This is a genomic window from Sphingomonas gellani (assembly GCF_900110035.1).
Classification (GTDB): Bacteria; Pseudomonadota; Alphaproteobacteria; order Sphingomonadales; family Sphingomonadaceae; genus Sphingomonas; species Sphingomonas gellani.
This window is the reverse complement of record NZ_FOCF01000005.1, coordinates 20,829-38,892: the sequence shown is the minus strand read 5'-3', so window position 1 is coordinate 38,892 and position 18,064 is coordinate 20,829. Positions and strand designations below refer to the sequence as shown.

The window sequence follows — 18,064 nt, the reverse complement described above, 5'->3', positions numbered from 1 at the left end:
GCTTACCGGCGGCAGGTGTCGCCGGGGCCGGGATCGAGGTCCAGGCAGCGCCCGTCCAAGCCGCTGACCGGCAGGCCGATCGTGGCCGCGAGCGTGGGGACGATATCGACCGTCTCCACCGACAGGGGCTGTTCGAATCCCGGCATGCCACGGCGCCAGAACAGGATCGGCACGCGCCGGTCATAATCCCATGGCGACCCGTGCGTCTCGACATAGCCGGGACCGGGCTTCTCGATGGTGGTGACACGCGGCTTCAACAGCACCAGCAGGTCGCCGGACCGATCCGGGTCGAAGGAGGCGCGCGCCCGTTCCGCCAGCGTCCAGGTTTCCGGTGGTGTGGTCGCCATCGGGGTCGCGGCGATCTGGTCGCGGGTCAGCGCGGCGGCGACCTGGGGCAGGGCGGAGAAGCGTCGCTGGGCGGAGGCGAGGACGCGCTTGCGGGTCACGGCGGGCAGGTTGCGGTCGACATAGACATCGCTTTCCGCGCCGAGCAGCACCGGGCCCTTCAGATTCAGCTCGGCAGCGATGGCCGCGGCCACCGTCTTGATCGAGGCATCGGCGGAAACATGCGCCTCCATCGGCATCGCGCGCTGCTGCTGGCGTTCCGTCATGTCATGCGCGCCGTGATCCGCGGTCAGCACCACCTCGTAATCCAGACCCCAACTGTCCAGCGTGTCGAAGAAGCTGCCCAGCGTATGATCGAGCTGAGCCATCTGGATGCACATTTCCGCGCCCTGCGTGCCGAGCGAGTGGCCGATATAATCGGTGGCGGATGCGCCGATGTCGATGATGTCGGTCTGTGGTCCCTGGCCCAGCTTCATGTCCTGGATCAGGCCGGCGGCGATCGCGAACACCGCGGCGTCGCTGGCGGGGGACGCGCGGAACGCCTTCAGGTCGCCGGGCTGACGCTGGAAACGTCCCTGGCCGTACACCGTACCGTCGACGGTGATCGCGCGATCGACCGGCTGGCAGAAGTCGGGCAGCGGCAAGGGCGCCTGCGCCTTCGCGACCAGCGCGGCGACCGCATCGCGGCCGCGCTGCACCGCGCCGGGGACCTGGCGTCCGGCATAGCTGACAAAGGTCTTGCCGTCCCACCACCACAGCTCGTCGACCTTGTGGCCGCCCATCATCACCGCCGCGCGATCCTTTCCGGCGACGGAGACGACACGCGTGTCGGGATGCGCGGTCTTCATCATCTCGCCCAGCGTCGGCACCTTCAGATGCTTGGCCGACACGGTGTAGCTGTCGTGGGTGGAGCCGGTGACGCTTTCGTCCTCGGAGCAATACACGACCTTGTCCGCCCGCCCCGCGCGCTGGTCGATCCAGTTGTTGGCGACGATGCCGGTGTGCGCCGGGCGCATGCCGGTCAGGATGGTGGAATGGCCGGGGCAGGTCTCCGTCGCGGCATGGCTTTGATAGCCGGAGGGGAAGACTGCGCCCGTCAGAAGCCGCGCGAACCCTTCGGAAAAGTGGTTGCGATATTGCTGGAAGAGGTCGGCGGAGAACTGGTCGACGGAGATCGCGACGATCAGCCGCGGGGGCGCCGTCGGTGTTGTCGTGGCGGCCGGTGCCGGTGGGACAGCTTCGGCCTGCTGCGCCAGCACGGGCGTCGCGGCGGCGGACAGGAATAGGGCGGCCAGCAGGCTCTTCATGATACTTCCCTGATGCAAGGCGGGGGCGCGTACGCTATGGGCTCAACGCGATGGCACAGGCAATACGAGCGTTGTTTTGCGCGGTTGTGACGATCGTGTTCGGCCTGCTGGCCGTTCCGTCCGGCGCCGACTCCCTCCCGAATGGAAGCGCACCGCACCTTCGCATGCGGTTGGTGGTGGAAGGGGGCGCTCCGCAGGTCGGCCAGCCGGTCACGCTGGCGCTGGACACGATTCCGGAGGCGGGTTGGCACGGTTATTGGTCCAATCCCGGTGACGCCGGATTCGCGCCCAAGTTCGACTGGAGCGTCCCGGCCGGCACGCGGATAGGGGCGGTGCAATGGCCGGTGCCGACCACGCTGACCGTCGCCGGCCTGATGAACTATGTCTATGAACGGCCCTATGCGCCGCTGGTGACGCTGACCGTGCCGGCGATGCGGGGTGGGCAGTCGCTGCCGATCCGGCTGCACACCAGCTATCTGGTCTGCACGGCGACGCTGTGCGTGCCGGAGGAACAGACGCTTTCGATCGCGCCGGTGGCGACCGATGGTGCGGCGGGCGTGCGGGATGCGCGCTTCGACCGCTGGCGTGCCGAACTGCCGCGTCCGCTCGGCGGCACGGCGACGATCGGTCTGGCGGGCGGGGTGATCCGGCTGGCCGTGCCGTTCCCTGCCGGTGCCAGCATCGACCGCGCGTATTTCTTTCCGGCTGCCGGTGGGGCGATCGACCTTGCCGCGCCACAGGGCGTCGCCCGCGATGGCGACCGGCTGGTGATCGAGACGAAGCCGGTCGCGGGTGTGGCGAAGCTGACGCCGATCGACGGCGTGCTGCGCATCGGGGACGGGCGCGGGCTGTCGATCCATGCGATGCCGGGCGATGTGCCGCCGGTGCAGCGGTCGGGGACGCTACGCACGGCCTTGCTTGCCTTTGCCGGTGCCGTGCTGGGCGGATTGTTGCTGAACGTCATGCCCTGCGTCTTCCCGATCCTCAGCCTGAAGGCGCTGGCGTTGGCGCGGGGAGGCGTCGACGGACGGGAAGCCCGCGTGGAGGCGTTGGCCTATACGGCGGGTGTCGTTATCGTCTGCGTCGGTCTGGGCGCGGTGATCCTTGGCCTGCGCGCTGGTGGGACGATGGTCGGCTGGGCATTCCAGTTGCAGGACCCCCGCGTCGTCCTGGTGCTGCTGCTGCTTTGCGTCGGCATCGCGTTGAACCTGTCCGGCGCCTTCGAGTTCTCGACGCCGTCGATCGTGGGGCGTGGCGGAAGCGGCGGCGCATTCGCCACGGGAGCCTTGGCCGCGTTCGTCGCGACGCCGTGTACGGGACCGTTCATGGCGGCCGCGCTGGGTGCGGCGCTGGTGCTGCCGGCGGCGGCGGCGCTGGCGGTGTTTGCCGGGCTGGGGCTTGGCCTGGCTCTGCCGTTTCTGCTGATCGGGTTCGTCCCCGCGCTGCGGCGGATGCTGCCCCGACCGGGCCGGTGGATGGTGACGCTGCGCCGGGTCCTTGCCGTGCCGATGTGGCTGACGGCGGCGGCGCTGGCGTGGCTGTTGTGGCGCCAGGCCGGCACGACCGGACTGGCCGTGGCGATCGTCGCGGCCGTGATCGCGGCGGTGCTGCTCAGCCTGGGCGGTCGTCGACAGGCGCGGGGTCTGGGCTTTGGCGCTGCGATGACGGCGGGCCTGGCCCTGCTGGTCCCGCTGTCCGTCGGCGCGACGCAGCTGCTGCCCTCCTCGGCGCCGAAGGTGGGCGGCGGCGACGCACCCTTTTCCGAGGGCAAGCTGGCGACCCTGCGCGCCGAGAAGCGGCCGGTCTTCGCCTATTTCACCGCGGACTGGTGCCTGACGTGCAAGGTCAATGAAAAGGCGGCAATCGACACGCGGACGGCCCGCGATGGCTTTGCGCAGCATGACGTCACGGTACTGGTCGGCGACTGGACCGATGGAGACCCGGCGCTCGGCCGCTTCATCGAGGCGCACAACAGGGCGGGCGTGCCGCTGTACCTGTTCTATCCCGCAGGGGGCGGCGAGCCACGGGTCCTGCCGCAGGTGCTGACTCCGGGATTGCTGGGCGAATTGGGAGCCTGAGGCGGAGGCATTCCCGTCATGCGTAGTGGTCAGGCTTGGGGTCCAAAGTGCGACCCCGACCGTTTGGCCCAAGCAGACACTGGTGTTCGGGTCTTAGGCGCAGTGGCCCACGCGTTTCAGCCACCTTGCTCAGTGACGATCGGGCCTAGCCTAACCGATCACGCCACCGGCTCGACCACATCCACCGTAGGCGCAGCAAGCAGATCGTTGTCGGACAACAGCCGCCATCCGTCTGGGCCCAACACCTCCAGCGGGCGATAGCGGGTCTTGTACGCCATGCGCTGCGATCCCTTCACCCAATAGCCGAGATAGACGTAGGGCAGCCCGGCCTCCCGCGCGCGCAGGATGTGGTCCATGATGATGAAGTTGCCCAGACCGGGCCGCGACACGTCATCGGCCGCGAAGAAGCTGTAGATCATCGACAGCCCGTCCGCCTGCCGATCGGTCAGGCACGCACCGACCAGGCGGCCGCGACCGTTGCTGGACGGCTCGCGATATTCGACAATCATGGATTGCACGGGGCTGTGCTCCACCATGTCGGCGTAATCGTCCTCGTCCATGCCGGCCATGCCGCCGCCCGGATGCCGACGCGACAGATAGTGGCGCAGCAGCTGGAACTGTTCGTCGGTGGACCAGGCGCGGCAGGCGCTGACCGTCAGGTCGGCGTTGCGCTTGAGCAGCTTGCGCTGGCTGGCGTTGGGTTGAAACTCATCATTGACCACCCGGACCGACACACAGGCGGTGCAGCCCGCGCAGGAGGGGCGATACGCGACGCCCTGGCTGCGCCGAAAGCCGATCCGCCCCAGCGCGTCGTTCAACTCGTTCGCGTTCGGGCCCGACAGTTCGGTGAACACCTTCCGCTCCTGCCGTCCAGGCAGATAGGGGCAGGGCGCCGGGCTGGTGACGAAGAAGCGTGGAAAGCGGAACGGCGCGGTCACGCTGGCTGTAATTCCCTGGATGCGAACGGTGGAACGGCGGCGCCACCTATATGCGGAGCCGCAGCCGTGATGAAAAGCGGCTTTACCATCAAAGGGGGTTAATGACGGCCGGCCTTTGCGGTCAGGCGAGTTCGACCTGCGCCGTTTCGTATCCCGCCGCCCGCAGCGCCGCGATCAGGCTGTCGAGATGCGCGCGGTCGCGGGTTTCGCACTCGATGTCGGTGATCAGCCCCTTGGCCGGCAGGGTGGTGAACACCCGCTGGTGATACACCTCGATGATGTTGACCCGCTGCGATTCGAAGATGCGGGCGACATTGAACAGGGCGCCCGGCTGATCCTGCAACCGGATGCGCAGGCGCGCTAGGCGGCCGGATCGTGCCAGATCGCGCAGCAGCACGTTGGCGAGCAGCCGCGTGTCGATATTGCCGCCGCACAGCACCACGCCGACCGTTCGGCCGCGGAAGCGTTCGGGATGCTCCAGCAGCGCGGCGAGGCCGGCGGCCCCTGCACCCTCCACCACCGTCTTCTCGATCTGGAGCAACAGGCTGACCGCCTCTTCCAGGCTGCGCTCGCCGACCAGCACGATGTCGTCCACCAGGCTGGCCACCATGCGGCTGGTGATGCCGCCCGGTTCCTTGACCGCGATGCCCTCTGCCAGCGTGTCGCCGGCGCACGGCTTGGAGGTGCCGTTGATGCGGTTGTACATAGAGGGGAACAGCTCCGCCTCCACACCCACGACCTCGACCGCATGATCCTGCGCGCGGGCGACCGTAGCCATGCCGGAGATCAGGCCACCGCCGCCGATCGGCGTCACCAGCGTGTCGATGTCCGGCACATCCTCGAACATCTCCAGCGCGGTGGTGCCCGCGCCCGCGATGATGCGGGGGTCGTCGAAGGGGTGGACGAAGGTGAGCCCGCGTTCCGCCTCCAGCACGCGGGCATGGGCATAAGCGGCGTCGAACGTGTCCCCCTCGAGGATCACGGTGGCGCCGTGGCCCTGCGTCTGCACCACCTTCACGATCGGCGTGTTGCGCGGCATCACGATGGTCGCGGGCACGCCCAGCCGGTTGGCGTGATAGGCGAGCCCCTGCGCATGATTGCCGGCCGATGCGGCGATGACGCCCGGCCCGCGCGCCGCGTCCGACAGTTGCAGCAGCGTGTTGAGCGCGCCGCGTTCCTTGTAGGCGGCGGTGAACTGCAGATTTTCGAACTTCAGGTACACGGTGGCGCCGGTCAGCGCGGACAGCGTGCGGCTGACCAGCGTCGGGGTGCGGACGATCGCATCGCGGATGCGGGCGTGGGCGGTGCGGACGTCGTCGATGCCGACGGGAAGGGGGGCGGTGCTCGCGAGCTGGGTGGCCATGGCGGTGGGCTAGACCATCTGGCGCGAGGGGGAAACACCGCTTATGCGCGCTGGCCATGAGGATGCTGACGATCGCGGGCCTTCCGCTGCTGATGATGCCTGTCGTTCTGTGCCTGCTGCCGATCCCGGCGTTCGCGGACGCGCTGGTCGATAACGTCAACGGCATCACGCTGGACAAGGACGGGCGGGTGATCCACTTCACCGGCCTGTTGCTGACGCCAGACGGCAAGGTGTCGAAGCTGATGAAGTCGGGCGACAAGCGGCCCGAAAAGCTGGACTGGCGCGCGGACATGAAGGGGCGCGTGCTGCTGCCCGGCATGATCGACGCGCATGGGCATGTCACGGAACTCGGCTTCCGCGCGCTGGAATTGGACCTGTCTGACACCCACTCTCTGGCCGAGGCGCAGGCCGCGATCGCCGCCTATGCAAAGGCAAATCCGGAACGGAAATGGCTTCTCGGCGGCGGCTGGAACCAGGAAAGCTGGGGCCTGGGCCGCTTCCCGACCGCCGCGGAGCTGGACATGGCGGTGCCCGACCGGCCGGTGTGGCTGTCGCGCGCCGATGGCCATGCCTCCTGGGGAAACACCGCCGCCTTGACCGCGGCCGGGGTGACCGTGCGTAGCGTCTCGCCGCCCGGCGGCCGCATCGAGAAGACGGGCACCAGGCCATCCGGCGTGTTCGTCGATGCCGCGCAGGCGCTGGTGCAAAAGGTCGTTCCGGCACCGTTGGCAAAGGATCGCAACGCCGCCTTCCTCAAGGCGCAGTCGATCCTTCTTGGCTATGGCGTCACAGCGGTCGCGGACATGGGCACCAGCCTGGACGACTGGATGACGTATCGCCGGATGGGCGATGTCGGTGCGCTGCGCGTGCGGATCATGAGCTATGGCATGGGCGTCGACACGGCCGTGCAGATCGGCGGCACCGGTCCGACGCCATGGCTGTACAACGACCGGCTGCGGCTGAACGGCGTCAAGCTGTATGCCGACGGCGCGCTGGGGTCGCGGGGCGCGTGGCTGAAGCAGCCTTATGCCGATGCGCCGGGACAATCGGGCGCGGGGTTCATGTCGGACGATGTGATCCGCAACCTGATGAGCCGTGCGGCGATGGACAATTTCCAGATCGCGGTGCACGCGATCGGCGACCGCGCCAATGCGCAGGTGCTCGACGCGATCGACGAGATGTCGGACACGTACAAGGGCGATCGACGCTGGCGCATCGAACATGCTCAGATCGTCGACCCGGTCGATCTGCCGCGTCTGGGCAAGCACGGCGTCATCGCCTCCATGCAGCCGACGCACGAGACCAGCGACCGCGTCATGGCGGAGGCAAGGCTGGGTCCGGCGCGGCTGGCCGGGGCGTATGCGTGGAATTCGGTGCTGAAGAACGGGGGGCAGCTTGCCTTCGGTTCCGACTTTCCGGTCGAGCGTCCCGATCCCTGGGCCGGCTGGGCCGCCGCGTTCACCCGGCAGGGCGCGGACGGGCAGCCGTTCGGCGGCTGGCGGCCGGAAGAGCGCGTGACCCGCGAACAGGCGTGGTGGGCGTTCACCGGCGGCGCGGCCTATGCCGGGTTCGCGGAGGACAAGTTCGGCCGTTTGGCGCCCGGCCAGCGTGCCGACTTCATCGTCGTCGACCGCGACCCGACACTGGCCAGCCCGACCGAACTGCGCGCGACGCGGGTGGAGGAAACCTGGGTCGGCGGCGAAAAGGTATGGGAGCGGAAGTAGGCGCGGTTCCGGTCAGGATGCGGGGCCGAGCCGCAGCTTGAACCCGGCGTGGCTGCGGCTGAAGCCGAGCCGCTCGTAGAAGCGGTGCGCGTCGGTGCGGTCGAGTTGCGATGTCAGCTGCACCATCTTGCAGTCCCGCTCCCGCGCCCGCTCGATCGCCCAGTCGATCATCACGGCGCCCAATCCCTGGCCGCGCAGGCTGCTCGCGATACGCACCGATTCGATCTGCATCCGCCAGGCACCGCGAAACGCGATGCCGGGCAGGAAACTGAGCTGCATCGTGCCGACCACGACACCGTTCCGCTCCGCCACGGCGAGCAGTTGGTCCGGAGAGGCGGCGATCACGTCGAACCCGGCGGCGTAGCGCGGGTCCAGCGGCTCGCTCGGATCCTCCCGCAGGCGCCCGTTATGATCGTCGTGGAGAAGTTGCACGATCACCGGCAGGTCGGACGCCCGCGCGGCGCGGATCATCAACTGGAAGCCGGATTTGGCGGACTCGGCTGGCAACGCGGTGTCGGTCATGCGCAGACCCTAGATCGCGCGGCCAGCGCCGCAAGAGGTCTGTCGGACAGGCAGGCTTGCCGGACACGCCGCGCAACCGCATGAAGGCGATAGGGAAACTAGGGGAACGGCAGGTGAGCATTTGGCGGCGCAAGCCGATGGGCGCGATGATGCCGGAGAGCGGAGAGGCGTTGGCGCGTACCCTGTCATGGCCCCACCTGGTCGCGCTGGGGATCGGCGCGATCGTCGGCACCGGCATCCTGACCCTGATCGGCGTGGGTGCCGACCGGGCCGGCCCGGCCGTGCTGGTCAGCTTCGCCATCGCGGGGGCGATCTGCGCATGCGCTGCGCTGTGTTATGCCGAAATGGCGAGCGCGATTCCTGCGAGCGGCAGCGCCTATACCTACAGCTATGCGGTGCTGGGGGAGGTGATCGCCTGGATCGTGGGGTGGAGCCTGATCCTCGAATACTCACTGGTCGTGTCGACGGTGGCGGTCGGCTGGTCCGGCTACGCCGTCGGGGCGCTGCGCTGGTTCGGGCTGGACCTGCCGCCGGCCCTCGCCAACGGCCCGGCTTTGGGCGGCGTCATCAACCTGCCCGCCATCGTCATCATCGCGCTGGTCGCCGGGCTGCTGATGCTGGGCACGCGGGAAAGCGCGCGGGTGAACACCGCGCTGGTGGTGCTAAAGCTCGCGACGCTGGCGCTGTTCGTCGCGGTCGCGCTGCCCGCCTTCGACCCGGCCAACCTGCACCCCTTCACACCCTATGGCTATGGCAGCGTGGCGGGGGCCGGCGGGGTCAAGTTCGGGGTGATGGGCGCGGCGGCGATCATCTTTTTCGCATTCTATGGCTTCGACGCGATCTCCACCGCGGCGGAGGAGACCAAGCGTCCCGACCGCGACCTGGCGATCGGTATCGTCGGGTCGATGCTGGCGTGCACGCTGATCTATCTGGTCGTGGCCGCTGCCGCAGTCGGCGCGGTGCCGTTCGCGCGCTTCTCCAACAGCGCGGAGCCGCTCGCGCTGATCCTGCGCGAACTGGGGCGTGGCGGTGTGGCGACGATCGTCGGACTGGCGGCGGCGATCGCATTGCCGACGGTGCTGCTGGCGTTCCTGTACGGGCAAAGCCGCATCTTTCTGGTCATGGCGCGCGATGGCTTCCTGCCGCATGGACTGGCCCGCGTGTCCAAGCGCGGAACGCCGGTCCGGATCACGCTGGTGACCGCGATCCTGGTGGCGGTCATCGCGGGGTTGGTGCCGCTGGATGTGATCGCCAGCCTGGCCAATGCCGGCACGCTATGCGCGTTCGTTGCGGTGGCCGCGTGCGTGCTGGTGTCACGTCGGCGCGATCCGGAGATGCGGCGCCCGTTCCGCACGCCCGCCGCATGGCTGATCGCGCCGCTGGCGATCGGCGGCTGCCTGTACCTGTTCACCAGCCTGCAGGTGGTGACGCAGGTCGCCTTCTTCGCCTGGAACGCGATCGGGCTGGCGGTGTACTTCCTTTATGCGCGCAACCGGGCGCGGGTGTGACGGTTGGGGCGGCAACCACGAACGCAACCCCCTTTTCAAGCCAGTCCGTGTCCAGGCAAGAGGCGGTCCGGCAGGAAACAACTGTAGCGATCGATCTCGTGCTGGGCAGCAGATAAAGCGTCGCGGCCAACCTGTTGACCTGGGCTGCGGCGGAGATGCTGGGTGGCATGGCGGCGGCGCGTGGTATTGCCACCTTCGGCGGCATGATCCGAGATCGCGTTCGCCCCGGCTTCGTTCGCGAATGGCGACCCATACAGAAGCAGTGGTCCAACTTCTTCAAGCACGCCGACCACAATCCTGATGCTACTCTCGAGGATTTCAGACCTGAGTCTACGACCTGTATCCTGTTTGGCGCAACTCAAGATTATGCTGGGCTGTTCGGTTGCCGGATTTGGGCAATGTCAGTCTTAGACATGATTCCTGACGCGGAACCCGTCGATCGCATCAGATAAAGCTAGAGAAATGACACTTGCGATGGCACCTCGCCTCGATCACCCAGCAGGAAAGCCTCTTGAGCTTGCGGTGGTGACGGCGCGCGAGCTGCTGGATGCGGGGCTTCTAAACCCGGCGTTGGTCCGGATGCTAGGTGAGACTTGGCTGGCGCATCTCGAGCCGGAAAATTCGGTAGGAGCCGCGATCGGGTACCGACGTGTCGAGGGATGACCGTACGCCGACCCGCCGGTGCGTCGAATGCAACGCACCGGCGGGTCGAGTCGATCAAGCCGCTTAGGCTGCCAGCTTGCGCAGGACGTACTGCAGAATCCCGCCGTTCAGGAAGTAATCCAGTTCGTTGACGGTATCGATCCGGCAACGGGCCTGGAACGTCTCGGTCGAACCGTCAGCGCGGGTCAGCTTGACGGTGACGTCCTGACGCGGGCGCAGGCCGGCGACGTTCTCGATGGTGAAGGTCTCGTCGCCGGTCAGGTTCAGCGTCTGGCGCGTCACGCCGTCCGCGAACTGGAGCGGCAGAACGCCCATGCCGACCAGATTGGACCGATGGATACGCTCGAAGCTCTCGGCGATCACCGTACGCACGCCGAGCAGGTTGGTGCCCTTCGCCGCCCAGTCGCGCGACGAACCGGTGCCGTATTCCTTGCCCGCGACAACGACCAGCGGCGTCCCGTCGGCCTTGTGCCGCATTGCCGCGTCGTAGATCGGCATGATCTCGGTGCCGTAACGGCTCATGCCGCCCTCGACGCCGGGCACCATCTCGTTGCGGATGCGGATGTTGGCGAAGGTGCCGCGAACCATGACATGGTCGTTACCGCGACGCGCACCATAGCTGTTGAAGTCGCCGCGTGCGACCTGCCGCTCCGACAGCCACTTGCCGGCCGGGCTGTCCGCCTTGATGCTGCCCGCCGGGCTGATGTGGTCGGTGGTGATCGAGTCGCCCAGGATCGCCAGCGGCTTCGCGTCCACGATGTCGGTGACGGGCTTCGGCGTCATCTCCATGCCGTCGAAATAAGGCGGGTTGGCGATGTAGGTCGACCCGCTGCTCCAGCTGTAGGTGTCGGAGCCGGTGACGTCGATGCCCGACCACTTCTCGTCGCCGCGATACACGTCGCCGTAGCGGTTGCGGAACATGGTGTCGTCGATGTTGGCGTTCATCATCGACGCGACCTCGTCGTTCGTCGGCCAGATGTCGCGCAGGAATACGTCCTGCCCATCAGAGCCCTGGCCGATGGCGGTTTCGGCCATGTCCTCGGTCACGGTACCCTTCAACGCATAGGCGACGACCAGCGGCGGGCTGGCGAGGAAGTTGGCGCGCACGTCCGGCGACACGCGCCCCTCGAAGTTACGGTTGCCCGACAGGACGGAGGCGGCGACCAAGTCGTTGCTGTTGATCGCCTCGCTGATCGGGCCGGGCAGCGGGCCCGAATTGCCGATGCAGGTGGTGCAGCCATAGCCGACCAGGTTGAAGCCCATCGCGTCGAGGTCCTCGGTCAGGCCCGCCTTTGTCAGATAGTCGGTGACGACCTGCGATCCGGGGGCGAGCGAGGTCTTCACCCACGGCTTGGGCTTCAGGCCCTTTTCGCGAGCCTTGCGGGCAACGAGGCCGGCGGCGACCAGCACGGAGGGATTGGAGGTGTTGGTGCACGACGTGATCGCGGCGATCACGACGTCGCCGTCGCCGATGTCATGACCGCGGTCGGCCACGGGCACGCGCTGCGGCCGCTCCTTGTGGTAGATCTTGAACAGGTCGCCGTTGAACACCTCATCGACCTTGGTCAACGCGACCTTGTCCTGCGGGCGCTTCGGACCGGCGAGAGACGGGACCACGGTGCCCATGTCCAGTTCCAGCGTGTCGGTGAACACGGGATCGGGGCTGTCGGCGTGGCGCCAGAAGCCGTTCGCCTTTGCATAGGCTTCGACCAGCTGGATCGATTCCTCTGGCCGCGCGGTCAGGCGCATATAGTCGAGCGTGCGCTCGTCGATCGGGAAGAAGCCGCAGGTCGCGCCATATTCCGGGGCCATGTTGGCGATGGTCGCGCGATCCGCGAGCGTCATGGAGCCGAGGCCCGGGCCGTAGAACTCGACGAAGCGGCCCACCACGCCCTTCTTGCGCAGCATCTGGGTGACGGTCAGCACCAGGTCGGTGGCGGTGATGCCCTCCTTCAGCTCGCCGGTCAGTTTGAACCCGACGACCTCGGGGATCAGCATCGACACCGGCTGGCCCAGCATCGCGGCCTCCGCCTCGATGCCGCCCACGCCCCAGCCCAGCACGCCCAGGCCGTTGATCATGGTGGTGTGGCTGTCGGTGCCGACCAGCGTGTCGGGGTACGCGATCGCGTTCTCGCCCTTTGCATGCTGACCGGATTCGGTGGAGGACCACACCGCCTGGCCGATATATTCCAGATTGACCTGGTGGCAGATGCCGGTGCCCGGGGGCACGACCTGGAAGTTGTTCAGCGCCTTGCTGCCCCACTTCAGGAATTCGTAGCGCTCCCCGTTGCGCTGATATTCCAGCTCCATGTTGTCGGCCAGCGCCTGCGGCGTGCCGAACTCGTCCACCATGACAGAGTGGTCGATGACCAGGTGGACGGGGACCTGCGGATTGATCTTTGCCGCATTGCCGCCCAGCTTCGTGATCGCGTCACGCATCGCGGCCAGGTCGACGACGCAGGGGACGCCGGTGAAATCCTGCATCAGCACGCGCGCGGGGCGATACTGAATCTCCCGGTTCGGAGCCACCGGGTCCTTCTGCCAGTCCACGATCGCCTGCACATCCTCGGCCGTGACGGTCACGCCGTCCTCGAACCGGAGCATGTTCTCCAGCAGCACCTTCATGGAGAAGGGCAGGCGGCTGATGTCGCCGAACTTTTCGGCGGCCTTGGCGAGCGAGAAATAGTCGTAGCTCTTGCCGCCGGCCTGAAGGGTGGAGCGGGTGCCGAGCGTGTCCTGGCCGATGGCGGTCATGGGGGTCCTTTCCTGAAATCACCCGCATGGGCCGCACCCGAGGAGGCGGGGCAAGGAGGCACCGCACGGGCACGCACGCGGGAGAAAGCGCGTCTGGCGCGGCCCTTAGCAACCGATCGCCTGCGGGGAAAGGGTCAGGTGGCGACGAAGCCGGTTGCGCGGGGAGCGGATGACGTGGCCATGCGGCCGTTGAGCAACAGACCCCAGACACGGCTGCGGCACACCAGATAGCGGTGAACGGCGTAGGAGCCGGCAAGGCCAATGACGAACGCGGCGAAGTACTCGCCATATTCGGGAAGCGCGACCCAGGCGAAGGCGGCGTTGACAGCGAACAGGATCGGATAATGCACGATGTACATGGTCATCGATGCATCGCCCAGCGTGCGGAACAGGGGCGAGCTGACACCCCCTGCCGCGGCGGAGCGCAGGACCAGCGCGCCGACGGCGGGCGGGCACCAGGCCATGGCAACGGCTCTCACCACTCCCTGCAACGCGGCATGATCCCGGCCCCATGGTGTGAAGCACAGCCAGCCATACCATGCCGCATAAAGAAGCAGCATGGCGACAAGGATGGCGACCGCCGGCCACAGCCGCTCCGCGATCGCTCCGCGTACCGCGGCCGATCGTGCGATCGTCAGCCCCGTGACGAACAGGGGCAGGTAGCCGAGGATCAGCTTCCACTGCGACATCATGCGGATCAGGGACGGCGGCGTCGTATGCAGTACGATCGCGGCGACCAGCGCCATGATCCAGAAGGTCGCGAGCGGCAGAACGACATAATAGAGGCCGCGGATCGTCGCGCCGTGCAAGCCTGCGTGGTCCAGCTCATCGAACAGGGCCGACCGAGCGGCGAACCGGTCCACCGCGCAAGCAACGGGTGTGTAGAGGAGCAGCCCCACCAGGAACCAGATGTGGTGCCAATCGAACGGCGGCCAGCCTGCACCGATGCGCGCCGCCGGCAGCATCCGGGCGAGCACCACGCCCATGAACGGGCACAGCACGAACCAGCCGAACGCCATGGGTATGCCGATCTGCGCCAGCCTCCGCTTGAACCAGACATGGGTGGGATGGCGGGCCAGCGAGATACCCGCGAGCAGCCCGGAGATCAGCACGAATGTCCCCATGCGGAACGCCTCTGACACGATTGAGATGCCGACGTACAGGGGCAGGTCGGGGCGCAGCATGGTCGCGTGAAGGGCCACGCCCGCGATCGTCAGCATCGTGCGCCATACATCCAGCCCCTCCAGCCGGACGCCGCGGATCGGGTCCGACGACCACGCGGTCCTGCCGGCGACCGCCGCCATGTCAGCGGGCGCAGCGGGCAACGGTTCTGGCCGGAAGGTCGTGCGCGAGCGCGCCGTGGAGCACCTTTGCCCAACGTCGGTATCCGGTGCGGTTCAGATGGATGCCGTCGGCCTGATACCATGGCCCCGGCCTGCCGTTCACGAGCATCTGCGGCACGATGTCGACATAATGAAGATCGGCGCGGTTCGCGGCCATGCGGCGCAGTGCCGCATTGAGCTGAGTCTGTTGCGGCAGGAACCGCCAGCGGGTCGGGCTGGGCTTTATCGAGAGCAGGAACACGGGCAGCGCGCCATACATCTCCGTCTTCAGCCGGATCAGGCGACGGACGCCGTTCAGCGTGTCGGCCACGCTTGTGCCGACCGCGATGTCGTTCTCACCGCCATACAGCACGATGGCCGATGGGGCCGGGGTGGCACGGTCCTGCGCGGAAAAGCGACCTGCGAGATAGTTGATGCCGGCGCCGTTCACGCCGCGATTATGGGCGATCCATGGGCGCATGTCGGGCGTCAGCGTAATCCATTTGTGCATGGACGAGCTGCCCACGAACCACAGCGCGCAAGTACCCTGTGGCAGGGCGGGGTCGGGCAGGGGGGCCCGCCGGTCCGCCTCGATCTCCCACCACAGCCAGCCCGTGACGATGCCGACGAACACGAGCAGCCCGACGAGCAGCTTTCCGGCGATGGCGACGGCGCGCCTCCAGAGGGGCGTTCGGGTCTTGAGGGATCGGCCGGCCGGACCGATGATCGGGTCGTGTTTCATGGTCGTCGCCCGTTTAGCGACGGATCGCTAACGAATCGTCGCACGCCGAGATCGGCTCGCCACCTTTCCCGCCGAATGTTCGCGCGCTACGGGCTTTGGTGATGGATACCCTGACCGCCTTTGGCCTGTTCGCGGTGACGTTCACCATGATCTGTTATGTGCTGGAGGATCGGGGCAACCACTGGGTGCTGCTGTTCGCCGGCGGCTGCGTGCTGAGTTGCGTCTACGGCTTCCTGCAGGGTGCATGGCCGTTCGGACTGGTCGAGGTGGTGTGGACCGGTGTCGCGCTGCGTCGATGGTGGCGGGGGCGTGTCGCGACGCCGGCAGGGCCGCACGTCTGAATGCCCCTTTGGTTCCGGATATGTGACCGGCTGTTGACAGGGTCGGGCGTGACGCCTACCTGCGGCGTACCTCGGACCACCGGTTTGCGACGGCGCGTGTTTTCGCTCCGTCGCTGTCGCGCGTCCGGGGCCAACGCGTCGAGATAGCGGTTGTGCGGCCATGCCGACCGCTGTGGAGCTAGGAGACAAAGTTCATGGCACGTATCGCGGGTGTGAACATCCCGACCAACAAGCGCGTGGTGATCGCGCTGACCTACATCCACGGCATCGGTCCTTCCCATGCCAAGGCCATTACCGAGAAGCTGAGCATCGCGCCGGAACGCCGCGTGCAGGACCTGACCGATCAGGAAGTGCTGCAGATCCGCGAAGCGATCGACGCCGAGTACACGGTCGAGGGCGATCTTCGTCGCGAAACCGCGATGAACATCAAGCGCCTGATGGACCTTGCCTGCTATCGCGGCCTGCGTCACCGCAAGGGCCTGCCGGTTCGTGGCCAGCGCACGCATACCAATGCGCGCACCCGCAAGGGCAAGGCCAAGCCGATCGCCGGCAAGAAGAAGTAAGCAAACAGTCCGGGGGACTGTTTGCTCCACCGGAGGCAGGCCGCCGATGCGCGGCCCGCTCCAGGAGGGTCCCCGGCCAATCGGGTCAGGATAGAATTCAATGGCACAAGCACCGCAGCGCCTTCGCCGTCGCGAGCGCAAGAACATCACCGCCGGCGTCGCGCACGTGAACGCCAGCTTCAACAACACCATGATCACCATCACCGACGCTCAGGGCAATGCGATCAGCTGGTCCTCCGCCGGCATGATGGGCTTCAAGGGTTCGCGTAAGTCGACCCCGTACGCGGCACAGGTCGCGGCCGAGGACGCGGGCAAGAAGGCTGCCGAGCACGGCGTCCGCACGCTCGAGGTCGAGGTCAAGGGTCCCGGTTCGGGTCGTGAGTCGGCGCTGCGCGCGTTGCAGGCGGTCGGTTTCCAGATCACCTCGATCCGCGACGTGACCAGCATCCCGCACAACGGCGTGCGCCCGTCCAAGCGTCGTCGCGTCTGATCCTCGGGTGCCTCGGTTCGGGGCACCCGACATCTTTGGCGCCGGCTGACGAGCCGGCGTCCTTGTTACATCGAGGCCGGCGCCCCACCGGCCTCCAACCCAGGGGAACCCCGTGGCTGTCAACGCAAAGAACTGGCAGGAACTGAAGAAGCCCAGCGGCTTGGAAAAGAAGTCCGGCGGCGATGGCAAGCGGAAGGCGACGTTCGTTGCCGAGCCTCTGGAGCGCGGCTTCGGCCTGACGCTGGGCAATTCGCTGCGCCGCGTCCTGCTGTCCAGCCTTCAGGGCGCCGCCGTCACCTCGATCAAGATCGAGAACGTGCTGCACGAGTTCTCCTCGCTCGCCGGCGTGCGCGAGGATGTCACCGACATCGTCCTGAACGTGAAGCAGATCGCGATCGCCATGCAGGGTGAGGGGCCGAAGCGGCTCCAGCTGTCGGCGACGGGTCCTGGCGAGGTGAAGGCCGGCGACATCGCCGTGTCCGGCGACATCCAGGTCATGAACCCCAACCTGGTGATCTGTCACCTGGACGAGGGCGCGACGCTGAACATGGAGCTGACCGCGGATGTCGGTAAGGGCTATGTGCCCGCGACCGCCAACCGTCCCGCGGATGCGCCGATCGGCCTGATCCCGGTGGACGCGCTCTACTCGCCGGTGCGCCAGGTGTCGTACAAGGTCGACCCGACCCGCGTCGGTCAGGACCTGGACTATGACAAGTTGACGCTGACCATCGAGACCGACGGCACGATCACGCCCGAGGACGCGGTGGGCTATGCCGGCCGTATCCTTCAGGACCAGCTTGCGCTGTTCGTCCACTTCGACGACTCGGCCGTTACGCGCGTGTCCGCGCCGATCGGCCAGGCGGCCGCTCCCGCAGCGGGTGCGGAGCCGGCGGGCGATACCCAGCAGATCAATCGCTACCTCCTCAAGAAGGTGGACGAGCTGGAACTGTCGGTGCGTTCGGCCAACTGCCTGAAGAACGACAACATCATCTATATCGGCGATCTGGTCGGCAAGACCGAGGCTGAGATGCTGCGGACGCCGAACTTCGGCCGCAAGTCCTTGAACGAGATCAAGGAAGTGCTCTCGTCCATGGGCCTGCGCCTCGGCATGGAAATCCCCGGCTGGCCGCCCGAGAACATCGAGGAAATGGCCAAGAAGCTGGAACAGGAAATCATGGGCTAAGCCGCACGCGGGTAGCGTTGCTACTCGCGAGATGGCGAAGGACCGGCCGGCGGGTCGATCACGAGATCGGCCCGTTCGACGTCAGGATCGCAGCTTCTTCGCGATCCGGCACGGCCAAGGAATGGATCCCGGCTTCCACCGGGATGACGGTTTTACCGGTGGCCGCCGTCCCACCTGTCCCGGGGTTCCGTCAAACGGCCCCCTGACGAACTGAAAGGAAC

The 18,064-nt window shown here is 67.2% G+C and carries 15 protein-coding genes; 8 read left to right on the top strand and 7 right to left on the bottom strand.

Features of this window, described 5'->3' with window-relative positions; all coding sequences use genetic code 11:
* Window positions 1-2: 2 nt before the first annotated feature.
* The gene (locus tag BMX37_RS10510; RefSeq protein WP_093665714.1) at window positions 3-1,652 is read right to left on the bottom strand and encodes an alkaline phosphatase family protein; all 1,650 of its coding nucleotides are present in this window, start codon (window positions 1,650-1,652) and stop codon (window positions 3-5) included.
* Window positions 1,653-1,702: 50 nt separating this feature from the next.
* Here BMX37_RS10510 and BMX37_RS10505 point away from each other — a divergent pair, with 50 nt between their 5' ends.
* On the top strand, window positions 1,703-3,730 hold the full coding sequence (locus tag BMX37_RS10505; protein WP_093665713.1) for a protein-disulfide reductase DsbD family protein: 2,028 nt from the start codon (window positions 1,703-1,705) through the stop codon (window positions 3,728-3,730).
* A gap of 158 nt (window positions 3,731-3,888) precedes the next feature.
* Here BMX37_RS10505 and BMX37_RS10500 read toward each other — a convergent pair whose 3' ends face one another.
* Window positions 3,889-4,668, bottom strand: coding sequence for an arginyltransferase (locus tag BMX37_RS10500; protein ID WP_093665712.1), 780 nt, complete (start codon window positions 4,666-4,668; stop codon window positions 3,889-3,891).
* A 121-nt stretch (window positions 4,669-4,789) separates the two neighbouring features.
* Entirely contained in the window at window positions 4,790-6,031 is a 1,242-nt protein-coding gene (locus BMX37_RS10495; RefSeq protein ID WP_093665711.1) for a threonine ammonia-lyase, read from the bottom strand.
* Between the two features lie 62 nt (window positions 6,032-6,093).
* Here BMX37_RS10495 and BMX37_RS10490 point away from each other — a divergent pair, with 62 nt between their 5' ends.
* Complete coding sequence (locus tag BMX37_RS10490) at window positions 6,094-7,755, top strand: amidohydrolase (RefSeq protein ID WP_093665710.1); 1,662 nt, start codon at window positions 6,094-6,096, stop codon at window positions 7,753-7,755.
* A gap of 12 nt (window positions 7,756-7,767) precedes the next feature.
* Here the strand turns inward: BMX37_RS10490 and BMX37_RS10485 are convergent, their stop codons facing one another.
* Window positions 7,768-8,277, bottom strand: a complete 510-nt coding sequence (locus tag BMX37_RS10485; RefSeq protein WP_093665709.1) for a GNAT family N-acetyltransferase — start codon at window positions 8,275-8,277, stop codon at window positions 7,768-7,770.
* A 113-nt stretch (window positions 8,278-8,390) separates the two neighbouring features.
* Here BMX37_RS10485 and BMX37_RS10480 point away from each other — a divergent pair, with 113 nt between their 5' ends.
* Together BMX37_RS10480 and BMX37_RS10475 are read left to right on the top strand one after the other, a co-directional pair.
* The gene (locus BMX37_RS10480; protein WP_170841936.1) at window positions 8,391-9,785 is read left to right on the top strand and encodes an amino acid permease; all 1,395 of its coding nucleotides are present in this window, start codon (window positions 8,391-8,393) and stop codon (window positions 9,783-9,785) included.
* Window positions 9,786-9,952: 167 nt separating this feature from the next.
* Window positions 9,953-10,237, top strand: a complete 285-nt coding sequence (locus BMX37_RS10475; protein WP_170841935.1) for a hypothetical protein — start codon at window positions 9,953-9,955, stop codon at window positions 10,235-10,237.
* Between the two features lie 274 nt (window positions 10,238-10,511).
* Here the strand turns inward: BMX37_RS10475 and acnA are convergent, their stop codons facing one another.
* From acnA to BMX37_RS10460, 3 genes are all read right to left on the bottom strand, one after another.
* Window positions 10,512-13,202 carry an aconitate hydratase AcnA gene (gene acnA / locus BMX37_RS10470; RefSeq protein WP_093665706.1) on the bottom strand — a complete coding sequence of 897 codons (2,691 nt, stop codon included), beginning with the start codon at window positions 13,200-13,202 and terminating at the stop codon, window positions 10,512-10,514.
* A gap of 134 nt (window positions 13,203-13,336) precedes the next feature.
* Window positions 13,337-14,506 (bottom strand): acyltransferase family protein, encoded by a 1,170-nt coding sequence (locus BMX37_RS10465; protein ID WP_093665705.1) that lies wholly within the window; start codon window positions 14,504-14,506, stop codon window positions 13,337-13,339.
* Between the two features lies 1 nt (window position 14,507).
* Window positions 14,508-15,266 (bottom strand): GDSL-type esterase/lipase family protein, encoded by a 759-nt coding sequence (locus BMX37_RS10460; protein ID WP_093665704.1) that lies wholly within the window; start codon window positions 15,264-15,266, stop codon window positions 14,508-14,510.
* 101 nt (window positions 15,267-15,367) lie between these two features.
* Between BMX37_RS10460 and BMX37_RS10455 the strand changes: the two genes are divergently transcribed.
* The 4 genes from BMX37_RS10455 to BMX37_RS10440 all read left to right on the top strand — a co-directional run bounded on the left by BMX37_RS10455 (window position 15,368) and on the right by BMX37_RS10440 (window position 17,843).
* The gene (locus BMX37_RS10455; protein WP_093665703.1) at window positions 15,368-15,607 is read left to right on the top strand and encodes a hypothetical protein; all 240 of its coding nucleotides are present in this window, start codon (window positions 15,368-15,370) and stop codon (window positions 15,605-15,607) included.
* A 194-nt stretch (window positions 15,608-15,801) separates the two neighbouring features.
* Window positions 15,802-16,170: a 30S ribosomal protein S13 gene (rpsM, locus tag BMX37_RS10450; RefSeq protein WP_093665702.1), complete on the top strand. Its 369-nt coding sequence runs from the start codon at window positions 15,802-15,804 to the stop codon at window positions 16,168-16,170.
* A gap of 100 nt (window positions 16,171-16,270) precedes the next feature.
* A complete protein-coding gene (gene rpsK / locus BMX37_RS10445; protein WP_066486290.1) occupies window positions 16,271-16,660 on the top strand; it encodes a 30S ribosomal protein S11 in 390 nt (129 codons plus the stop codon).
* Window positions 16,661-16,772: 112 nt separating this feature from the next.
* Entirely contained in the window at window positions 16,773-17,843 is a 1,071-nt protein-coding gene (locus tag BMX37_RS10440) for a DNA-directed RNA polymerase subunit alpha (protein WP_093665701.1), read from the top strand.
* Window positions 17,844-18,064 lie beyond the last annotated feature (221 nt).

Excerpts from the sequence above, each read along its gene's own strand:
- BMX37_RS10490 (WP_093665710.1), top strand. The coding sequence starts at position 6,094 with ATGCTGACGATCGCGGGCCTTCCGCTGCTGATGATGCCTGTCGTTCTG.
- rpsM (WP_093665702.1), top strand. The coding sequence starts at position 15,802 with ATGGCACGTATCGCGGGTGTGAACATCCCGACCAACAAGCGCGTGGTG.
- BMX37_RS10455 (WP_093665703.1), top strand. The coding sequence starts at position 15,368 with ATGGATACCCTGACCGCCTTTGGCCTGTTCGCGGTGACGTTCACCATG.
- BMX37_RS10460 (WP_093665704.1), bottom strand. The coding sequence starts at position 15,266 with ATGAAACACGACCCGATCATCGGTCCGGCCGGCCGATCCCTCAAGACC.
- BMX37_RS10505 (WP_093665713.1), top strand. The coding sequence starts at position 1,703 with ATGGCACAGGCAATACGAGCGTTGTTTTGCGCGGTTGTGACGATCGTG.
- BMX37_RS10510 (WP_093665714.1), bottom strand. The coding sequence starts at position 1,652 with ATGAAGAGCCTGCTGGCCGCCCTATTCCTGTCCGCCGCCGCGACGCCC.
- acnA (WP_093665706.1), bottom strand. The coding sequence starts at position 13,202 with ATGACCGCCATCGGCCAGGACACGCTCGGCACCCGCTCCACCCTTCAG.
- BMX37_RS10485 (WP_093665709.1), bottom strand. The coding sequence starts at position 8,277 with ATGACCGACACCGCGTTGCCAGCCGAGTCCGCCAAATCCGGCTTCCAG.
- BMX37_RS10465 (WP_093665705.1), bottom strand. The coding sequence starts at position 14,506 with ATGGCGGCGGTCGCCGGCAGGACCGCGTGGTCGTCGGACCCGATCCGC.
- BMX37_RS10495 (WP_093665711.1), bottom strand. The coding sequence starts at position 6,031 with ATGGCCACCCAGCTCGCGAGCACCGCCCCCCTTCCCGTCGGCATCGAC.
- rpsK (WP_066486290.1), top strand. The coding sequence starts at position 16,271 with ATGGCACAAGCACCGCAGCGCCTTCGCCGTCGCGAGCGCAAGAACATC.
- BMX37_RS10475 (WP_170841935.1), top strand. The coding sequence starts at position 9,953 with ATGGCGGCGGCGCGTGGTATTGCCACCTTCGGCGGCATGATCCGAGAT.